The sequence below is a fragment of the Labilibacter marinus genome (genome assembly GCF_001659685.2).
GTDB lineage: Bacteria > Bacteroidota > Bacteroidia > Bacteroidales > Marinilabiliaceae > Saccharicrinis > Saccharicrinis marinus.
Window position 1 is genome coordinate 39,784 of sequence record NZ_LXYE02000055.1, and the last position, 21,896, is coordinate 61,679.

Below are 21,896 nucleotides of genomic sequence, written 5' to 3' on the forward strand. Positions count from 1 at the left end.
AGTCTTCTAAATTGTAATTACTAGTTAATACAGCACCCCACCTATTTGGCAAAATTTGCATCTGGAAACTTATTTAATTGATTTAAGTAGCAATAAGCACAACAAATGAAAAATACTTGAAATAATTATCGAACAACAATTCAATATAAACATCTACTTATTGCACATTTGTATACACTGCAACATTTTATCAATAGCACCACTACAGGTTCTACTTTAACACAAATAAATCCTATTATTAATAAGTAATACCGAGTGATAATATATATGAAAACCAGCACTAAAAACCATTAAAACACTGTTATATTGCCACTTAAGACACACTCCATTTACATAAGCTTTTCATTCGTTCACCGTACAAATCCAAACACTAATCAAAGCAAACGAAACATTTTCAGCAACTTGCGTAATATTTCAACACAACTTGAAGCGATGACTCTGATTATATGCTTCATAAAACAAAGACAAATGAAAAAGTTGATTATTATTTTATTCGCACTTATAGCTACAAGTAATTGGGCAAATGCTCAGTTTTCGCACCTAAACGATGTTGAATTAAAAACAAGTGAGGATTATAAAGAATACACCGAACAGGTACTGGATTGTAGTTATTATTTGTTGATGACTCCGTTTGACAAAAAAGATTCGGAACGAACAGCAGCCACAGAATTTATTATTCGATGGATGAAAGGAAGTCCTTCTTGCGATTTTTCAGTAAGTGACGACATAAAAACCCTCACAGAAGAAAAAGAGGAGTTAATAGGACTGTATGCCTCGTGTTATGCTAAAGTATATCTGGAAAATGAAGAAAGCACTCAAGATATTACCGAAATTACTGAAGGCGCGGTTAGTGCATTAATACAGTACTGTAACAACCCTAGCAATAAAATTAAGCCTACTAAAGAAATGAAAAAACGTTTAGGCTAGAAATAGGTTATAGGCATTAGCCTATTTTACACATTGCAATTTCATATTAAGAAAAATACTCACAAAAAAACGGATAAGCTATGAGCTTATCCGTTTTTTATACCTTATAATTTAACAGAAAGGCAACTCCTACTTTTTATCTTTGGCATCAAATAGCTTATCCACTACTTCAACTAAATCGCCATTATTTAGTTTTTTAGCAATGGCACTATACGGAGCACTAACTACTTCCTCGCCCTTTTCAACACCTTCAATAATTTGAATATACTTTGTATCTTGAATACCAACTGCTACTTTCCGTTGTTCAATTTTTCCATCTACCACAACAAAAACAACCTCTGTTTTCTCTTCTTCTTTTTCTAAGTCCAAATTATCATCCTCAACTTTCGTTGTATCTTTTCGTGTAGTAACCGATTGAATTGGCACGGTAAGTACATCCACTTTTGTATTGGTTTGAATATCCACAGTGGCCGACATTCCTGGTCTAAAAGGATAAAAATTAGTTCCTTTCTCCTCAAGTAACTCTTGGTACGATTCTGGAAGTATTAATATTTTCACTTCAAAATTGGTAATCTGATCTGCACTTGTCCCTTGGGACTTGGCTGAATTAGCAATCTCTGTCACTAAACCTTTAAATTTCTGCTTAAGATAAGCGTCTACTTCAATTAATGCAGTATCCATTGAACTAACTCGAATGATATCGTTTTCGTTTACATCCACCACAACCTCCATATTATTCAGGTTAGCGATAGTCATCATTTCAGTTCCTTCAAATTGAGCAGTTCCCACTACGCGCTCCCCTTTCTCTACGTTTAAACGAGATATAGTTCCATCCATTGCAGCATAAATGGTGGTTTTGGCTAAGTTATCCTTGGCCTCATTCAAAGACGCCTTGGCATTGCGTAAAGAAGCCCTGGATGCATCCACACTAGCCTTTGCGACATTATAATCGGCCAAAGCCTGCTCATATTCCGACTCTGAAATTGTTTGTTCTTTCCAAAGTTTTTCATTTCTATTATACGATAACTCTTTTTGTTTAAACTGAGCTTCGGCTTGGGCAAGACTAGCTTCTGAAGACTTTAAAGAAGCTTGCCTTTTTTCGAGATTACGCTCATAGATATCTGGTTGAATGCGTGCCAGCATCTGACCTTTCTTCACCTCATCACCTTCCTTAACAGTCAGTAATAAAATCTCTCCAGAAACATCGGAAGAAACCTTCACTTCTACCTCTGGTTTAATTTTACCATTAGCCGTAATGGTTTCAGTTAAAGTTCTTACCTCAACTTTCTCAATTTTTACTTTATGCTTAAATTCTCCTCCTATCCACCCTTGCTTTTTGGCAACAATTAAAAGAAGAATAATTACAACTAAACCTATTAAAGGGTATAATACTGATTTTTTCATTTTTAAAATTAGTTGAGGTAATGTATTTAACGCAAGATAATAAGATTAAACAAATGCATTTTATATTTATCTAAAAATAACAAAAGCACCCACTCAAATAAATGAATGGATGCTTCGCAATTATTAAACCCACACTATCTTGAAGTTTTTACAACTGTATTGGGACACCTTTATAAAAATCAAGAATTTTATTTCTCAAAATATACTCATATTTCGATTGTATAAGATTTGATTGAGCTCTTGTAAAATCCGTTTTAGCCACATTGTAATCCACTGAATTTACCAAACCAACATTAAACTTTTCCTCCGTATATCGAAATGATTCTTTAAATGATTCCACAGCCTCATTACTAGAAATATACTTATTATGCGCAGCCAAAGCATCAGCATATGCTTGCTGTATCTCTTTGCGTAAGGTTAATTTTGCCTGACTTAAAGCATAATTTGCATCGATCACTCGTACTCTTGCATTTTTTACACTATTTCTGGTCTGTAACTTATTAAAAATAGGCACGTTTAATGTAGCTCCTATATATAAGTTTTTCGTCGAATTAATTTGGTCGCCTAAAGGTCTGTTAATTTTATCTGGATCATCTTCAAGCCATATAGCATTTGCTCCCCAACTTCCATCAATACTTAAGCGTGGATAATATCCGCTCTTGGCAATATCTACCTCAACTTCAGAACTTTGCAGATTATAGTTTGCACCCTTAATCTCTGGCATAATATCAATCGCCATTTTATAAACATCAACAGGTTTAGCCAAGTTGATTTCATTCACTTCTGGAATTACTGGCGAAATTACATCAAACTCAGCAACATATTCTAAATCTAACAACTGCGCCAAATTTAATAATGATAAACCTAGATTATTTTTTTGCGTAGTCACATTAAGAGCTTCTTTTGCTGCTTGAGATTTAATTTCAAGATAACTACCCTTAGCTTGACTACCAGCGTCAACCAACTTTTTACTTCTTTCAACCTGCTGGTTGGTTACCTCATATTGTTCTTCAGCAATAGCTAATAACTCCTTATCAAATAAAATTTGAAGATATTGACTCGTTATGCGTAGTGAAATATCATTTTTTATTTCCTCCGCCAAAGCCATGGTAGCCATTAAATCTATTTGATTTTGCTTGATTTTATTACTTAAATTGAATCCATTAAACACATCGACAGAAGAGCCAACTCCTAAACTAAACGAACTATTGTTTACCTCAATATTTTGGGCAGCTTGCTGAACCCAAGTATATCCATAGCTTAGGCCATAACTTGTGCGCCCGTTTAAATCAGGTAAACGATTTAATTTACTTTGATCTAATTTTGTTTGCTGCAATTGATTATTCACTTCCTGCCTCTTAATAGTAATATTATTATCCAAGGCATAGGTAATACATTTCTCTAATGTCCATGCTTCTTGCGCCTTTACATTGGCTGCTTGCACAAAAAGAATGATAACAAGTAATGACAATATCTTATTCATCATGTTAGTCTGCTTAAATTAATTTTTAAATGTTTAAGGTTAATGATAATTATGATTTTGGCACTTTAATCTTATCATCTTTTTGAACTCCCGACTTAACCTCAATCTGGATACCGTCCGAAAGACCTGTTTCAATTTCTTTCTTTTCAAACTGTTGCTCAGCCACCTCTACTTCAACAAATGCGGTATCGTTACTAAATTGCAAAAGTTTTTCGTTTATAGATAAAACACTATCTCTTCTGTCTAAAACAATATCTGCATTAGCGCTATATCCAGCTCTAATAAACTGACCTTCTTTTAAATTAACGTCAGCTTTAATTTCAAACTGAATTGCACCATTTTCTTCTACGCCTTTAGGCGAAATATACTCAAGCTTCGCATCAAATTTTTCTCCTTCAATGGCTCCGATAGAAAGTAACAAATCCATACCTTCTTTAATTTTACCAACTTCGGTCTCATCAACTTTTCCTTCAAAAATCATTTCACCCATATCAGCCAAAATAGCTACAGTTGTTCCATCATTAAATGTGTTACTTTTAATCACTGAATTTCCAACTTCAACAGGAACATCTAAAACCATACCCTCGATAGTTGCCTTAATTATGGTATTTGTTTGAGCTCCCATATTTTTGGTTACACCTTCTTTAATTAACTGAAGGTTATTATCTGCAGCATTCACATCTTCTTTAGCATTTTCATAGCCCATTAATTGATCTAAATATTCTGATTCAGCAATAACACCATTATCATACAAATCCTTCTTTCTCTTGTACTCAATTTCGGCATTTTTAAATCTAATCTTAGCTTTATTCAATTGACTCTCGGCATTATTAACTTGAACCATTTCAGGTATAATCTGAATTTTAGCAATCAGATCACCTTTCTTCAATAAATCACCAGGCTCCGTATAAATTTCGGTAATAATTCCAGACTCCTGAGGTTTGATCTCAATTTCTTGTCTTGGCACAACAGAACCTGTTGCTACTGTTTTTTTTACGATATCCTTAAACTCGGCAGATTCGGTTTTGAATACTACCTCTTTTTCTCTGGACTGATCGTATAAATAATAGAAGCCGCCTACAAAAACAAATGCGAACACTACTATAAGGATGATGTTTCTAACTCTTTTCATGTGTATAAGTTTAATTTTATTAAGGTCATATTGAAGTCGCTACTTTATTCTTTTTTGCCAAAAATTAGAGCAACTCAGTTATAGTATTTTATTATTAATTCTCCTGACGGATAGCCTCAATTGGTTTAATAGCTACAGCTCTTCTGGAAGGTATAACTCCTGCCAAAACCCCTGAAAATATTAATATTAACAATGACGTTACGGCAACCGTAAAATTCACCTCTGGATTTAAAAAACCAGAATCCGCAGATGGATTACTCCCTATCGCTTGGCTTATTCCTTCAACAATAAGAACGCCGAAGAACATTCCTAAAAATCCTGCTAAGCCTGTTAAAAAAACCGACTCGGTAATAATTGTTGATATAATATTGAGAGGTGAAGCACCAATAGCTCGTTTAATACCAATCTCTTGTGTTCTTTCTTTAATGATGATAAGCATGATATTACTAATTCCAATAACACCAGCCAGTAAAGTACCAATTCCTACTATCCAAACTAGAATGTTGATGCCTAAAAATAATCCGCTCATTTTCTTAAACTCTTCACCAACATTATTAGAACCCATGGCACCTTCGTCCTCAGGGTGAATATCATGTCGTTTGGCTAATAAGGCCTTCACTTCCTTCTCAACCTTCATGATATCATATTCCGGCTTTGCGGTAATAGCAAAATAACCTACAATATTATTATAGTTGTAAACTACCTGACAAGTTGAAAATGGAATAAAAACCGTTTGGTTTTGTTGCTCTCCCCAACGTTGAGAATGTTTGGATTCATAAGTTCCGATTACCTGAAAATATATTTCACCAATACGGATATATTTATTTAACGGGTCCTCATCCTTCTCAAACAAATCATTATACACCGTTTTACCAATAATGGCTACTTTACGATTACCTTTCAAGTCCATCTCATTGATAAACCTTCCGTGCTTTATGCTTACTGGGTCAATTTTATAATCTTCAGGTATGATACCCGTTACCTCGTATGAACCTTCTTGCAATCCACGACTAACAAGCGATGCATTCTGATATCCTCCTCCTTGCATTCTTGGTGCAATAATATCTATACCTGCAATGTTATCTTTCATAGCCTGTTTATCCTCATACTTAAAATAGTATCTCCTATTTCGAGGAAAACCTTTATAGGGTTTCGATGTTGGTTGCGTCCAAACGAACATACTATTCGTGGCAAAGTCGCCCATATTAGCATAAACACCATTCTCAAGACCTTTACCCGCACCCATCATCAGCATGAGCATAAAGATGCCCCAAAAAACACCAAAGCCTGTTAAGAAAGTACGCAGCTTATTTTTTTTCAGCGTATAAAATATTTCTTGCCATTTATCTAAATCAAACATACTATTTCGTTTTATTCGTCGCGTAATGCAACAATGGGCTTAATTCTAGATGCTCTTCGAGCGGGTACATAACCTGCTAAAGCGCCAGCTAACACAATGAGTAAAGCGGCTCCAATAGCTATATTAAAATCAACACCTGGATTTCTGAAAAAATCTGAAGCTGGTAATCCTGAGGCTAGCTCCAGTAACCCTACCCCCACCAACAAACCAAAGAATCCAGCTATTGAGGTAACTATAATCGACTCTTGAAGAATTAAACTAACTACCGATCCAGGAGAGGCTCCAATGGCCTTTCTAATTCCTATTTCTTTGGTTCGTTCTTTGACTACAATAATCATTATATTACTTACTCCAACAATACCTGCAATGATGGTAAAAATACCTATGACCATAACAAACATGCTAATTCCAGTAAAAATGGCTTGGGTTTGCTGATAATTTTCTAGTACATTATATCCTCCTAACGCTCTAGTATCTTCAGGATTAAAGCGGTATTTGTCCGCTATAATACTCCTAACTTCCTGATACATTGCCTGACTTTCTTCCAAAGTACTTTCTCCAGTTGTAAAAGCTATACTTCCAACATCTTGTTGTCTTCCAAAAACCTTTTGAGCCACCGTCATAGGTATATAAAAACGTTCCGTCTCGCCAGGATGAACATCATCAAAAATTCCAATTACCTTATGCGGTATTCCTCTTATCTTAATATATTCACCTATCGGATTTTCATCCTTGCATAGTCTTTCTTTAGCTTTTCGTCCAATAACTGTGACTTTTCGAGCTTCTTTTATATCAATTAAATTAAGCAATCTTCCCTCAGCCAATTGAACCGATTCTATGTGCTGATACCCTTCTAAGATTCCCATCACCTGAAAGGTTCCATACTCATTTTTATAATTGATTAATGAGCCCCACATTCCAATTCTACCTGTTAAATGTCCTAGCTCTGGTATCTTTTTCTGAATCAGTTCAAGGTCCTCATCTTTTAAAGAAATTCTTCTTCCAACATTTAATCCGTCATGTGCCATAGAAGTTTGTCCGCCCCATAAAAATGCACTATTCTTAGCATCACTAAAGTTGTGCATTACCCCTCGCTCAAGCCCTTTACCTGCACCTAAAAGAATAACCAGGATGAAAATCCCCCAAAAAACACTAAAGCCTGTTAAGAAAGACCTTAGCTTATTCTTTTTCATGGTACTTATTATTTCCTGCCAATTACTTAAATCAAGCATAGGTCATAATTTTATGTGTTTTTTCGCTTTCAATTAATCCATCTTTAAGTTTAATTAAACGATGGGTTTTTTCGGCGATATCGTGCTCATGAGTAACAATCACGACTGTAATACCAGAGTTATTTACTTCTTGTAAAATATCCATCACTTCGTAAGATGTTTGCGTATCCAAAGCTCCTGTTGGCTCATCGGCAAGTATTACTTTTGGTTTAGATATCAAAGCTCGTGCAATAGCTATCCTTTGTTTTTGACCTCCTGACAATTCGCTTGGCATATGATCTGCCCAATCCTTTAGCCCCAGTCTTTCTAGATATTCCAAAGCAATTTCATTCCTTTTTTTACGAGGCACACCTTGGTAGTATAACGGTAGGGCTACATTCTCAACTGCATTTTTAAACGAAATCAGATTAAACGATTGAAAAATAAAGCCGATATACTGATTTCGAAATGCAGCAGCTTTCTTCTCATTCATCTTCTGAATTAGAATGTCGTTGAGATAATATTCCCCTTTATCGTAGTTATCAAGGATCCCTAAAATATTAAGTAGAGTGGACTTTCCTGAACCAGACGATCCCATAATGGAAACCATCTCGCCTTCTTTAATATCCACATCTATGCCTTTTAAAACATGTAGTGAATTTGCCCCAGTTATATAGGACTTGTGTAAAGAATTTACTTTTATGACGCTTTTACTCACCTGTAGATGTTTTATGGTTGATATTCTAAAATATGACAATTCTCATATCAACCAGCGTTCCAAAAACAACAATTCGCTGTATTTGTGCAAATTAGCACATAATCATAAGTGAGTACTCAAGGTGGTAAGTGTTCATAAATGAACCAGCGATGTACGATTACGAACACTAATCCGAAATCACTACACCTTTTAATCTGTAGAAATGTAAAACTTCTTTGTTTCCTCTTAAGTTCAGTTGTTGGTTTTAAGCTCTCCTCTATGCTTTAGACACTTTCCAATAACCTGTACTAAAAGATAAGACTAATGTAAACACTAAACTTATAACGAATGCTAGAACAGTAATATTAGAATCCGACTCTGGTAAAGAATGATACTCTAATAATAAAGAATACATCTTAGTTATAAAAAGTTTAAGTAATACAGTTGTTAATGTTAATAGTGCCGAAAAAGCTAAAAAGCGTAATCCAAATTTAACGTAATTCATACCAAGTATTTATCGTGTTGTTTATCTATCAAGAGCTAAAGTACTACAACTATAAAAAGAAGTGCTATTATTAGCGTGACAAATGCGTGACAGGACTGTGACAAATGTGTGACATCAAAAAGGCAAAGCGTGACCAAAGCGTGACAAGCCACAAACACGTACCTACAAGACAATTACACGTGTCATATCTTTATCATTTAAAGATGATAAGATTTTGAATGATAAAAAATCGTTAAAAATATTTCTTTAATCGGATAGAGAATCGCCCCTTTGATTCCTGATTTAGCATCCAATCTTGATTATAATATTGGATGATTGAAGATAATTGAAGATTACTTTTTATAGAATAATTTGTTATTGATGATAAATATCCACCTTGTAATAATGGATATCCAAAACCAATTAAATCTAATTCAGAATTAAAGTTTTCTGTAAAATCGTATTTAAAAGATAAGTTATAGGAATGCTCGCTAACACTAAGATTTTTTATTGAAGTGCGCCCGTAAAACAAATCCTCTATGTTTCCTTGCTCTCCCTGTTGAAATTCGGAATATAAATACTCTAACCCTATTCGAACTTTTTCTTTCTGATAATAAGCTCCCAATGATACCAATGCATTAGTAGATGAAAAATCATCTTTAGTAGCAAAAATAGAAGTCTCATTAAAGAGCTTAAGATGATTCATACTATATGACCATCCAAAACCAAAAACATAATCACTTTGGTTTAACAAGCCACTCAGCAATTGAAAGTCTAATGCTTTTATTTGCGATTGAAACCTAAGGGCGGCTGTCATATCGTAATTACCATCCACTTTAATTACCGCATCAACTCTTGCTTCATCAGAATTCCCAAAGCTAACACTTACCCCATCCATACCAGGTTTAGCTCTATAATCAAAATCATAGAAAGAATATACATTAAATATATCATTAGGATTCCAAACTCTTCCTCTGCCCCATTCCACTCTTTGCCGACCAACTACGGTATTAACTTTGCCTATATCATAACTTAGCGTTAATCTATCAATATGGCTATTTAACACATAACCTTTACCTGAAAATATATTCACGCTCAAATCCACCACACCAGGATCACTTGCTAAAATATACTTATATGTCGCATCGTTCTTTATTGTTCCACCCAATAAAAACCTATTTCTGAGCCCTATATCTAATGATAAACCATTATTAAAGTTTCTATTGATATTAAATCGGTTATGAATTAGGTTATCTAAAACCATATCATCATTATTACTCCATGTAAGAGATGGCATTTCAGTTACAAACCCATCTACATCCCAAGATTGCCCAGATGCATTTCCACACAAAAATGTGGCAACAACAAAATAAATACAAAACTGAATCTTTGTTTGTAATTTCATTTAAACTAAGTAAATAATCAAGGGGGATTTTGTAGTTGTTTTAAACCAAGGCTAAAATTATAAGTTTTTACTAGATCTACCTTCCTATTTTCTCATTTTTTGCATAAAAAAACATGTGAATCAAAATTTAGTCTATCCTTAATTTTTAGTGTCATCTTTTTTTTCCATTTTTACAGCTAAGTTGCCACATAACATAGATAACACAACACATTTATTATCAAATATTTTGAAAAAAGGTATAGTTTTTAAATCAACAGGAAATCGCTATTTAGTAAAGTCTTCTGATGGAGAATTAATTAATTGCTCTATTAAAGGAAAGTTTAGGATGGACGGCATTAAGAGCACCAACCCAATAGCTGTTGGCGATCATGTGGACTTTTTATTGGAGGACGATGCCAATATGGGTGTAATTACCACCATTCAAGAAAGAAAGAACTACATTATCCGTAAAGCAACCAATTTATCAAAGCAATCACATATTATTGCCTCCAATATAGATCAAGCCTTATTATTAGTTACTGTAAATTATCCAATTACAACAACCGTTTTCATCGATCGTTTTTTAGTTTCTGCAGAAGCCTATCGTATTCCCGTTAAAATAATTTTTAATAAAATGGATAGATACGACACGGACCACTTGACTGCAGTTGAAAACTTAATTAGCATATACGAAAGAATTGGTTATGAAACCTATAAGATTTCTGCTAAAATGCAGGATGACCTTAGCGTTATGGTTGAATTACTAAAAGATAAGGTTAGTGTAATATCGGGTCATTCTGGTGTTGGCAAGTCTACACTTATCAATAGAATTCAACCTGGACTAAATTTAAAAGTTGCTGAGATTTCCGATATTCATCAGAGCGGTAAACATACTACAACATATGCAGAAATGCATCCGCTTAATTTTGGAGGTGGCATTATTGACACGCCTGGAATTAGAGGTTTTGGTTTAATTGATATTGAAGACGAAGAGTTACATCATTTTTTCAAAGAAATATTTGAAGTTTCTCACCAATGTCAATTCGGCAATTGCACTCATATTCATGAACCAGGATGTGCGGTGAAAAAAGCAGTAGAAAACGATGAAATAGCTTTAACCAGATACCAAAGCTACTTAAGTATTCACGACTCAAAACAGGAAAAATATAGATAGTGACCCGATGTAAATATCTCAACACATAGCAAGAACAACACACTCAACACAACACTAACTGACATCTTTCGATGAAGCGTACTCTCTTTATAGTTATATCTAGCATCATTTTTTTAGTGATGTCGAACATTTACTATTATTACGATACATACAATTGGCAACTTAATACACACCACAGCATTTTAGAAAAGGAGCTAATTACTTGTACCGAAATATTAGAAGACTATTTTATTGAGGCGGAGACCAATACCATGCTTCTTTTAAATGAGGATGAGCTTGGTGGCCTATTTAATCTGCAACTCCAAAACATTGAGGTTTTAAAACGCATTGAACTATTACACAATCGATACCGAAATGTGCTCAAGCAACTAGACGTTTACGATACAAAAGGCAATTTCTATTCCTTAACCCAAGATGCCAACCAAAACTTAATAACAGCCTTTGGCAAGAAAAATAGAAAAGAAGCTTTTAAAGTTACCATCGAACTCAATGCGAGTGAAAACGAAATAAAATACACACAACCTCTTTATAACGACACCCATATATTTGGCTATATGGAATCTACATATGACTTAAAGAGATTTTATGATGATATATTCAAAAACTTTTTTGTAGAAGACCACCTATTTCAATGGATAGCCAGTTCCGACAATAATGTGGTTTATTCACCATTGAGAAATCTAGTACTAAACGATCATGATTTCTTAAAAAAAGAAGACGATGGTAAACCGAACATACATTTCTTAAGTCATAATACGCAAAAACTAAAAGTGATGTCGGTGGCTAAAAAACTGAAAACCATTGACAATTATCTTATTTTTTCGATGCCAATTAAGCCAATCACACATTCTATTCTTAAAAATTCATTTTTGGTTGCCTTTATTTCTTGTATCGTTATTTTATTAATTGCATTATCTTTTTACCAATACATAATAAAAACAAAAAAGACGATCAAACGCCTTTCGCAATCGGACGATGCACTGCATAAAATACTACATTACCTACCTATAGGTGTTGTTTTAACTGATGGTGAAGAGAAAATAAAACTAGTAAATAGAATTGCTTTAAACTTATTTGATTACGAAGACGAAGACATCTTAATTGATCAAATTGTTTCGGACGAAACCATGTTTGAAAAGCGTAAGTTGATGCAGGTGGAGAAGGTTTCTTCTTCTTCCAACAGATTCATCATTAATGCAGGCGGCAACAATCAACAAGTTATTCTGAGCGAAAAAATCACTTTCTTCAATCAAGATGTAAAATATTATATTCATGTATTTATTGAAGTAGACAATACAGCTACCCAGAAACAAAACATTAAAACGCATACTGCTCAATCAGCCTTTATCGCCAATATAAGTCATGAATTAAGAACGCCTTTAAATGGTATCATTGGTATGACTGATTTAGTATTAACGACTAACAAGCTACATGGCTCGGAACACGATATGTTGAAGGTCGTGAAACGCTCAGCAGACACTTTACTTGCTTTAATTAATGACATCTTGGATTTCTCAAAAATTGAGGCAGGCAAGCTAGAAGTTGAGTCCATCCCTATGGATATTACACAAGAAATTAATGAAACCATTCTATCGTTCGAAACCATAGCAAAAGATCGAAATGTTTCATTGAGTTCAAAAATCAATACCAAACTACCAACGGAGTTCATGTGCGATCCACTTAGGTTTAGACAAGTACTCAATAATTTAATTGGAAACGCCATCAAATTCACCCCTATAGGAAAAGTTGAGTTATCCGTTGAAAAGACCAGTACGCTAAATGGACGACCTGCTTTAAAGTTTATCGTTAGCGATACTGGTGTAGGCATCCGAAAAGAAAAATTGAAGACCATTTTTAATTCTTTTGCGCAGGAAGACGAAAGTACCACACGTAAGTTTGGCGGAACAGGTTTAGGTACATCTATCTCTAAAAATTTAGTGCGATTAATGGGTGGTGAAATATGGGCCAATAGTCCTTCTGAGATTTCTGAAAACCCTCAGTACCCTGGTGCCGAATTCTGTTTTACCATACCATTTGTAACCAAGCGAAATCAGAAAGAACTAGATTTTTCTTACATATTATCCTGGACACAAATTAATTCTCTAATTATTACCGACGAAGCGCTTCAAGTTCAGAATATGATTAAGAACCTTATGGCACTTGGCATTAATTACAAATTAATGGCTCCTTCGCAAGAAACTATCTTACTACTAAACGACAAACCCAACATCCAATTATTAATCATCGACCAACGTCCCGATTTTAATGGACTAGATTTCCTACAACAACTTCATAGTCATAACTTACACAATAATTTTATCATCTTATTTCAGAGTTCTGATTATGAAAGTATGAATACGAATTTCAGCAAGAAACTTGGAGCCGACACTTTCTTAAGAAAACCTGTAAAATTAAATACCTTACGTCAGTTTGCGGTGCGTTATTTCCCTAGCATCAAATCACAGAATAGTCTTGTGGGTAAAATAGTTCCAGATAATATCAAAATACTCATTGCAGAGGATAATCTGTTTAACCAGCGAGTAGCTCAAAGCCTATTTCGAAAAGTAGGATATGAAATTGACCTTGCCAACAATGGAAGAGAAGCCGTTGATAAATTCAAGAAAAATAAATACGATATTATTTTTATGGATTTAATGATGCCTGAATTGGATGGATTTGATGCCACTAAGGAACTGAAATGTTATGACGAAAGTTGTCCGATTGTAGCAATGACAGCCAATAATGATGATAAACAAAGAGAATTAGCATTTATGGCTGGCATGGATGACTTTATAGTAAAACCAGCTCAAAAAGAAGAAATAACGCGAATGATTATTAAGTGGTGCTCGCGTTAAAACCTTAGACCAGCAATATTACTCTAGCCTGTTCGTTATTTCATTGAGCATTACATTTATCTATATTATATAGCATGCAATATTATACACGTAAAAAGCGCTTTAAACTTTGGATTTTAATTGGTACTATTATAATTGGCTCAATTTCGTTTATATATACTGCCCACCTCGTTAACGAACTTAAACAAGAAGAGAAAAAGAAAATTGAATTATGGGCGCAAGCAACTAGGCAACTTGTTCAACCAGGCACCGATGAAAGTTCAATCAACCTTACTTTGGAAGTTCTAAAAAACAATACAACGGTTCCTGTTATTATTGTAGATAGTAACGACTCTATTTTGCAATATCGAAACTTACAAGCCCCCAAAGCATCTCCTTCGATTTATCTTAAACGTCAATTAAAGAGAATGCAAGATGCAGGCCAAAGTATTGAAATTGACCTAGGCGATGGAGAAAAACAGCGCTTATACTTTAGCACCTCTACACTACTTACTCGCTTAAAATGGTTCCCTGTTGTACAATTGCTGGTTGTTTCTATTTTTGTATTAATCGCGTATATCGCTTTTAGTAATTCGCGAAAAGCAGAACAAAATCAGGTTTGGGTAGGCATGTCAAAAGAAACTGCTCACCAGCTCGGAACTCCTATTTCTTCCTTATATGGTTGGATTGAACTTTGGGCTCTAAAATTTCCTGAAGCGGATGGCATTGATGAGATGAAGAAAGACATTAACCGACTTCAGAATATTGCTGACCGATTCTCAAAAATTGGTTCTAAGCCCATTTTAAAAACAATGAGCATTAACTCAACCATTGTACAAAGCGTTAAATACCTAAAAAGTCGTTCATCCAGTAAAGTAAAATTCGATACTAAGCTTGGAGATGAAGCTCAAGTACAAGGCAATACTATTTTAATAGAATGGGTATTTGAAAATTTAATTAAAAATGCCATTGATGCAACCAAAGGAGAAGGTTCCATATCTGTTGTTTCAAAATTAATGGAGCGCAAAGTTTATATCGATATTATTGATAACGGAAAGGGCATTTCTAAATCGAACTTTAAAACCGTATTTGAACCTGGTTACACCACAAAAGAAAGAGGCTGGGGTTTAGGACTTTCCTTAACTAAAAGAATAATTGAGGAATATCATCAAGGAAAAATATTTGTAAAGGAATCGGAAGCCCATAAACGGACCGTTTTTAGAATAATTCTACAAGCCTCAACCCAATCATAAGTCGCTCTTTTTCTTTAAAATACAATGCAAGAATAAAAAATAACAATAAAAATGAATTTATATTTCTGTAGTCGTATTTATTTTTATACTTTTGCAAAGTTTTTATTTAAGGTGAGATGGATAAGCTAAGAGATTACAGCATAGCCTTCAAGGGTTTAAAAGATGGCAAACACCAATTTCACTATACAATTGGTCAAGCATTTTTTGAGGCAATTGAAGAGTCTACCATTAAAAATGGAGATTTTGAAGTAGATGTGTTGATGAATAAAAAAACACAAATGCTTCAGTTAGATTTTAACATTGCTGGAAACGTTCAGACAATGTGTGACAACTGCTTGGGTGAATTAAGCATTCCCGTTGAATATACAGGAACAATGTATATTAAGTTTGGAATTATGTATGATGAGCCAAGTGAAGAAATTATTGTTCTTCCGCATGAAGAAGGAGAATATAATGTTGCACAATTAATATATGAATTTATTGTGGTAAGCATGCCATTGCGATCTGTCCATGAAGATTACGAGAGCTGCGATCCTGAAATGACTTCTAAATTAGAAGAGTTTTCAGCCGAATATCACGAAGAAGACGATAATACAGACGAAGCAATAGACCCAAGGTGGGCAGCTTTAAAAAAATTAAAAGATAATAATAATTAGTAAAGAGGTTATAAAATGGCACATCCTAAAAGAAAGATTTCGAAAACGAGAAGAGACAAGAGAAGGACGCATTATAAAGCTGTAGCTCCTACATTGGGAGTATGCTCAAACTGTGGTTCTACTGTAAAACTACACACGGTATGTGGAGATTGTGGTTTCTACAGAGGAAAACTAGCTGTTGAGAAAGAAATTACAGCATAACTTTTTATTTTTAAAAGTACTTTTTAAATTTGCTTCGCTTTGCGAGGCAAATTTTGCTTTAGGGCACTTTATCTTCGAAAAGGGTAAAGTCTGACACTTCAGATATATAGTAGTTTAGCTTCTTCATAAGCACGAGAAATAAAAAGATGCATAAGTTTTTAACTTAGGCTAATTTCTAACTTTTGCCGGTGGTTCGTTTTGCACTACCGACAAGAACAAAAAAATTACATGAAAAAGATCAATGCAGTAATCACCGGTATCGGTGCACACTTACCTGACTATGTCCTTACTAATGAAGAACTATCTACTATGGTAGACACTTCTGACGAATGGATAATGACTCGCGTTGGTATTAAAGAAAGACGCATTTTAAAGGGTGAAGGGAAAGGTGCTTCCGAAATGGGTGCCGAAGCTGTTAAACAACTATTAGAAAAAACAGGTACAAAGCCCGAAGAAATTGACTTGGTAATTTGTACTACAGTAACACCAGACCACGTATTCCCTGGTACATCTGCAATTATTTGTGATAAAGTTGGAATTAGAAATATTCAAAGTTTCGACTTAAATGCGGCATGTTCAGGCTTTCTTTATGGATTAGATACTGCAGTAAAATATGTAGAATCAGGAAGCCATAAAAAAGTAATTTTAGTGAGTGCAGAAAAAATGTCTTCAATTACGGATTACACAGATAGAACTACTTGTGTACTTTTTGGAGATGCAGCTACTGCAGTATTACTTGAACCTACTGAAGAAGAAGTAGGAATACAAGATACTATTTTAAGAAGCAACGGTATTGGCAGAAACCACTTATTGATGAAAGCAGGAGGATCTGTATATCCACCATCTCACGAAACTGTTGACAACAACGAACACACCGTATATCAAGAAGGTCAAGCCGTATTTAAGCATGCCGTTTCTAACATGGCCGATGTCTCCGTTGAAATCATGGAGAAAAACAACCTATCATCGGAAGATGTAGCTTGGTTAGTTCCTCATCAGGCAAACTTAAGAATTATTGATGCTACCGCACGCAGAATGGGCGTTTCTAAGGATCAGGTAATGATTAATATTGAAAAATACGGTAACACCACTTCCGCTACAATTCCTTTATGTTTATGGGAATGGGAAAAGCAACTTAAGAAAGGCGACAACATTGTACTTGCAGCATTTGGTGCTGGATTTACTTGGGGTTCTATCTATCTTAAGTGGGGTTATGACACGAAATAAAAACAATCAGTTGAGTTAACTCAACTAGCGTTTACAAAATAACAAAGGGTGATTTCTTTCGAAATCACCCTTTGTTATTTTTAGTATTTTAATATCAAACTATGCCAAAGCCTCAACAGCAGCTTTTATTCGGGCAATCGTTTCTTCTTTACCAATTAACTCCGCAATAGTCATTAAGTCTGGCCCAAAACCACCACCAACTAAAGCCAATCTAAAGGCATTCATTACCAATCCAAAACCCAAACCTTTCGCCTCAATCTTGGCCGCAATAGCCTCTTTTATATCACCTGATTTCCAATCCGACACATCTCCTAGCTCAATAGCTAATTCAGCCATAAAAGCTGGCACATCACCTTTCCAGCGTTTTTTAACCACCTTAGGGTCATATTCTGTAGGGGCTACAAAAAAGAAAGAAACCTGCTCCCATAAATCAGAAATGAAATTAATACGCTCCTTCACTAAGGAAACAACCTGAGTTACCAATGCAGAATCAGCGTCTATTCCCTTTTCTTTTAACTCAGGCATAAATCTCTTCGCCAAATCTTCATCAGTCATATTAATTAAGTACTGATGATTAAACCACTTTGCTTTTTCTGGATCAAAACGAGCTCCCGACTTATTCACTCTTTCAATGGAGAAGGTCTCAATTAACTGCTCCATACTAAACATCTCCTGCTCTGTCCCTGGATTCCAGCCCAATAAAGCCAACAAATTAACCACAGCTTCAGGCAAATAACCTGACTCTTTATAACCCGAAGCTACTTCACCATCAGGAGATGTATATTCTAATGGAAACACAGGAAATCCTGCTTTATCACCATCTCGCTTACTTAGCTTACCTTTACCTGTTGGTTTTAAAATTAATGGTAAATGAGCAAATTCAGGTCTATCTTTTTCCCAACCTAAAGCTTTATATAGCATCACATGTAATGGCATAGATGGCAACCACTCCTCGCCTCTAATAACATGCGATATTTTCATTAAATAATCATCCACTACGTTAGCCAAATGATAAGTAGGTAATCCATCCGATTTAAAAATCACTTTATCATCCAGAATAGCGGTATTAAACTTCACCTCACCACGTATCATATCAACAGCAGACACTTCCTCGTTCTCTGGCATCTTAAAACGCACTACATAAGGTACCCCTTCGGATTTACGCTTCTCAACTTCTTCTTCAGATAAAGACAACGAATTATTTAAGTCCTTACGTGTATTCATATCGTAGGAAAACTTTGTCTTCTCAGCCTCTGCAGCCTCTCGCTTTGCCTCCAACTCCTCTGGTGTATCAAAAGCATAATATGCCCAACCATCACTAATTAACTGATCGGCATATTGTACATAAACCTCTTTTCGCTCCGATTGCTTGTAAGGCCCAAATTCGCCACCCTGCTTTACACCTTCATCAATATTCATCCCTAACCAAGTTAGCGATTCATTGATATAATCCTCAGCTCCTTCTACAAATCGAGTTTGATCAGTATCTTCTATTCTTAAGATAAAATCGCCACCATGCTTTTTAGCAAATAAATAATTAAAAAGAGCAGTTCTAACACCACCAATATGTAATGGTCCCGTAGGACTTGGGGCAAATCTTACCCTTACTTTTTTATCTGACATGTTTATTTTTTTTGCAAAGATAGGTAATAAGTTAAAAGTTAAAAGAGGAAAGCCGAAAGTTGAAAGGCTAAATCAACGGAACGTATACTTTCTGACAAAAAAAAGCGAGATGATCAATGACCATCTCGCTTTCGAATTAAAAAAGTTATATAGGCAAAACTTTTATCCGCATTTTGAAGTACCACAATCAGGACAAATCAAACATCCCTCTTGGTAAGTCAAGTTTTCTGATCCACATGACTCACATGATCCTTTTTTCGCTATTGTTCCGTTTGGAATATATTTCTTCAATGCTCTTTCAACACCATTCTTCCAAGTGTTGATAGATTCATTATCCAACTGTAAACCAGACACTAAATCAATTGCATCAGCAATATCCATTCCATGGCGCAATACACCCGAAATTAACTTCGCGTAATTCCAGTATTCTTTATCAAACTTATGACTTAAGCCTTCAATGGTTGTTTTATAACCACGCTTGTTCTCAAACTGGAAATCATAACGAGATGTCCCATCCTTTTCACGACTCTTGATGATTAAACCTTTACTTACCGATTTTGGTAATAAAATACCATCCTCATCATCAGCTAAACCTGTAAAGATTTCGTATGGACGATCCTCCATTAAACCCACAAAGGCAATCCATTTTTCTTTGTTATTTTGAAAACGAACCACATCACCCTCTAAAACATCAGGACGTTTTTTAGAAAAATGCGCTTTCTCTTCCTCTTCTTCTTTTTTAGTATCTGCAATAAGTACACCTGCACGTGATCCATCACGATAAACAGTCACACCTTTACATCCACTTTTCCAAGCTTCAATATACAATTCACCTACTAGCTCTTCAGAAACATCGGCTGGTAAGTTAATAGTTACACTAATTGAGTGATCCACCCACTTTTGAACACCACCTTGCATACGTACTTTATTCAACCAATCTACATCATTAGAAGTAGCTTTATAATAAGGCGAAGTCTCAATTAATTTATCTAACTCCTCTTGCTCATAGCGCTTTGTGGTAGAATGGCCATTCGCCTCCATCCAAGTCACAAACTTATGATGAAATACTGTATACTCTTCCCAGCTATCACCTACTTCATCCACAAAATCAACTCTAATTTCAGGATCATTAGGATTCACTTTTCTTCTTCTTCGATAAACAGGCATAAATACCGGCTCAATACCTGAAGAAGTTTGCGTCATTAAACTAGTCGTTCCTGTTGGAGCAATAGTTAATAGTGCAATATTTCTTCTACCATGCTTCTTCATGTCTTCCGCTAATTTTGGATCAGCTTTAAACAATCTTTGAATGAATGGATTTCTTTCTTCTTTTTTAAAGTCATAAATTGGGAAAGCTCCTCTATCCATAGCCATATCAACTGACGAACGATAAGCTGCTAATGCTAACGACTTATGAACCTCAATAGAAAAATCGGTTGCATTCGCAGTACCGTAACGGATATTCAGAGCAGCTAACATATCACCTTCTGCGGTAATACCAACTCCCGTTCTACGTCCTTCTTCAGCTTTATCTCTAATGTTTTGCCAAAGATTTCTCTCTACTAACTTAACCTCTGCACCTTCAGGATCTTGATCAATCTTTTCTATAATACCATCAATCTTTTCTAATTCAAGATCGATAATATCATCCATAATACGCTGCGCATATCCCGCATGCTTTTTAAATAAATCGAAATTAAATTTAGCTTGAGGCGTAAATGGGTTCTCTACATAAGAATATAAGTTTACCGCAATTAATCGACAGCTATCATACGGACACAATGGAATCTCTCCACATGGATTTGTAGATACTGTTTTATAACCTTGGTCAGCATATGAATCTGGTACTGACTCACGAATAATCGTATCCCAAAATAAAATACCTGGCTCAGCAGATTTCCATGCGTTATGAACTACTTTTTTCCATAAACCTGAAGCATCAATTTCATTGCTATGAGATGGCGTTTTTGATTCGATAGGATACTGCTGACGATAAGGCTTACCATCAACTACTGATCGCATAAAATCATCATCAATTTTTACAGAAACATTAGCGCCTGTAATTTTCCCTTGCTCTAATTTAGCATCAATAAATGACTCTGAATCTGGATGCTTTACCGAAACACTAAGCATCAATGCTCCTCTACGACCATCCTGAGCAACCTCTCTAGTAGAGTTTGAGTAACGCTCCATAAAAGGTACAATACCCGTAGAAGTAAGTGCTGAATTCTTCACAGGAGATCCTTTAGGGCGGATATGAGATAAATCGTGACCAACACCACCTCTTCTTTTCATCAACTGAACCTGCTCCTGGTCAATCTTCATGATACCTCCATAAGAGTCAGAATTTCCATCATTTCCAATTACAAAGCAATTAGATAAAGATGCAATCTGAAATCTATTACCAATACCTGCCATTGGCCCTCCTTGAGGTACTATGTATTTGAAATCTTTAAACAGATCATATAATTCTTCCTCACTTAGTGGATTCGGATATTTTTTCTCAATCCTTGCCACTTCTTTCGCTAAACGACGATGCATCTGATTAGGATTCTCTTCATAAATTACCCCATCTGAATCCTTAAGCGCATATTTGTTTACCCAAACACGTGCCGCTAATTCATCACCATTAAAATATTTTAATGCTGACTCAAAAGCCTCATCATTTGTATACGTTTTTACCACTTTCTCCGTTTTTTGGTCGATTTCTGTTACTGCCATGATTCCCTCAGAATTTTAAATGCCTTTATATGTTTCAGTTATAGTTTTGTTGCTTTGTTTATTTGCTGAAGGTAAAATTAGGAAAGAGAAACTTTTAAGACAAGGAATACTTTTGAACAATGCAG

The 21,896-nt window shown here is 35.1% G+C and carries 16 protein-coding genes; 7 read left to right on the forward strand and 9 right to left on the reverse strand.

The annotated features are described in order from the left end of the window. Window positions 1-468: 468 nt before the first annotated feature. Window positions 469-927 (forward strand): hypothetical protein, encoded by a 459-nt coding sequence (locus A8L32_RS21290; protein ID WP_075591483.1) that lies wholly within the window; start codon window positions 469-471, stop codon window positions 925-927. A 129-nt stretch (window positions 928-1,056) separates the two neighbouring features. On the opposite strand, the gene A8L32_RS21295 is transcribed toward A8L32_RS21290, so the two are convergent. The 7 genes from A8L32_RS21295 to A8L32_RS21330 form a co-directional block, all read right to left on the reverse strand. After that, window positions 1,057-2,331: an efflux RND transporter periplasmic adaptor subunit gene (locus A8L32_RS21295; protein WP_075591484.1), complete on the reverse strand. Its 1,275-nt coding sequence runs from the start codon at window positions 2,329-2,331 to the stop codon at window positions 1,057-1,059. Between the two features lie 148 nt (window positions 2,332-2,479). Continuing rightward, window positions 2,480-3,817 (reverse strand): TolC family protein, encoded by a 1,338-nt coding sequence (locus A8L32_RS21300; RefSeq protein ID WP_075591485.1) that lies wholly within the window; start codon window positions 3,815-3,817, stop codon window positions 2,480-2,482. A gap of 46 nt (window positions 3,818-3,863) precedes the next feature. Further along, complete coding sequence (locus A8L32_RS21305) at window positions 3,864-4,946, reverse strand: efflux RND transporter periplasmic adaptor subunit (RefSeq protein WP_075591486.1); 1,083 nt, start codon at window positions 4,944-4,946, stop codon at window positions 3,864-3,866. 94 nt (window positions 4,947-5,040) lie between these two features. Then, on the reverse strand, window positions 5,041-6,306 hold the full coding sequence (locus A8L32_RS21310) for an ABC transporter permease (RefSeq protein ID WP_075591487.1): 1,266 nt from the start codon (window positions 6,304-6,306) through the stop codon (window positions 5,041-5,043). A gap of 11 nt (window positions 6,307-6,317) precedes the next feature. Further along, the gene (locus A8L32_RS21315; protein WP_075591488.1) at window positions 6,318-7,538 is read right to left on the reverse strand and encodes an ABC transporter permease; all 1,221 of its coding nucleotides are present in this window, start codon (window positions 7,536-7,538) and stop codon (window positions 6,318-6,320) included. Beyond that, window positions 7,531-8,235: an ABC transporter ATP-binding protein gene (locus A8L32_RS21320; protein ID WP_075591489.1), complete on the reverse strand. Its 705-nt coding sequence runs from the start codon at window positions 8,233-8,235 to the stop codon at window positions 7,531-7,533. The genes A8L32_RS21315 and A8L32_RS21320 overlap by 8 nt, the downstream gene beginning before the upstream one ends. Window positions 8,236-8,951: 716 nt before the next feature. After that, entirely contained in the window at window positions 8,952-10,103 is a 1,152-nt protein-coding gene (locus A8L32_RS21330) for a hypothetical protein (RefSeq protein WP_075591491.1), read from the reverse strand. Between the two features lie 226 nt (window positions 10,104-10,329). On the opposite strand from A8L32_RS21330, the gene rsgA reads away from it, so the two are divergent. The 6 genes from rsgA (at window position 10,330) to A8L32_RS21360 (ending at window position 17,427) form a co-directional block, all read left to right on the forward strand. Further along, window positions 10,330-11,256 carry a ribosome small subunit-dependent GTPase A gene (gene rsgA / locus A8L32_RS21335; protein ID WP_075591527.1) on the forward strand — a complete coding sequence of 309 codons (927 nt, stop codon included), beginning with the start codon at window positions 10,330-10,332 and terminating at the stop codon, window positions 11,254-11,256. Between the two features lie 119 nt (window positions 11,257-11,375). Further along, window positions 11,376-14,111, forward strand: a complete 2,736-nt coding sequence (locus A8L32_RS21340; protein WP_075591492.1) for a response regulator — start codon at window positions 11,376-11,378, stop codon at window positions 14,109-14,111. 74 nt (window positions 14,112-14,185) lie between these two features. Next, the gene (locus A8L32_RS21345) at window positions 14,186-15,343 is read left to right on the forward strand and encodes a sensor histidine kinase (protein WP_075591493.1); all 1,158 of its coding nucleotides are present in this window, start codon (window positions 14,186-14,188) and stop codon (window positions 15,341-15,343) included. Window positions 15,344-15,459: 116 nt separating this feature from the next. After that, entirely contained in the window at window positions 15,460-15,999 is a 540-nt protein-coding gene (locus tag A8L32_RS21350) for a YceD family protein (protein WP_075591494.1), read from the forward strand. Window positions 16,000-16,014: 15 nt separating this feature from the next. Beyond that, window positions 16,015-16,200, forward strand: coding sequence for a 50S ribosomal protein L32 (rpmF, locus tag A8L32_RS21355; protein ID WP_075591495.1), 186 nt, complete (start codon window positions 16,015-16,017; stop codon window positions 16,198-16,200). A gap of 228 nt (window positions 16,201-16,428) precedes the next feature. Beyond that, window positions 16,429-17,427: a beta-ketoacyl-ACP synthase III gene (locus A8L32_RS21360; protein ID WP_075591496.1), complete on the forward strand. Its 999-nt coding sequence runs from the start codon at window positions 16,429-16,431 to the stop codon at window positions 17,425-17,427. A 99-nt stretch (window positions 17,428-17,526) separates the two neighbouring features. Here A8L32_RS21360 and gltX read toward each other — a convergent pair whose 3' ends face one another. After that, window positions 17,527-19,050, reverse strand: coding sequence for a glutamate--tRNA ligase (gene gltX / locus A8L32_RS21365; RefSeq protein WP_075591497.1), 1,524 nt, complete (start codon window positions 19,048-19,050; stop codon window positions 17,527-17,529). A 162-nt stretch (window positions 19,051-19,212) separates the two neighbouring features. Beyond that, window positions 19,213-21,771, reverse strand: coding sequence for an adenosylcobalamin-dependent ribonucleoside-diphosphate reductase (locus A8L32_RS21370; protein ID WP_075591498.1), 2,559 nt, complete (start codon window positions 21,769-21,771; stop codon window positions 19,213-19,215). Window positions 21,772-21,896 lie beyond the last annotated feature (125 nt).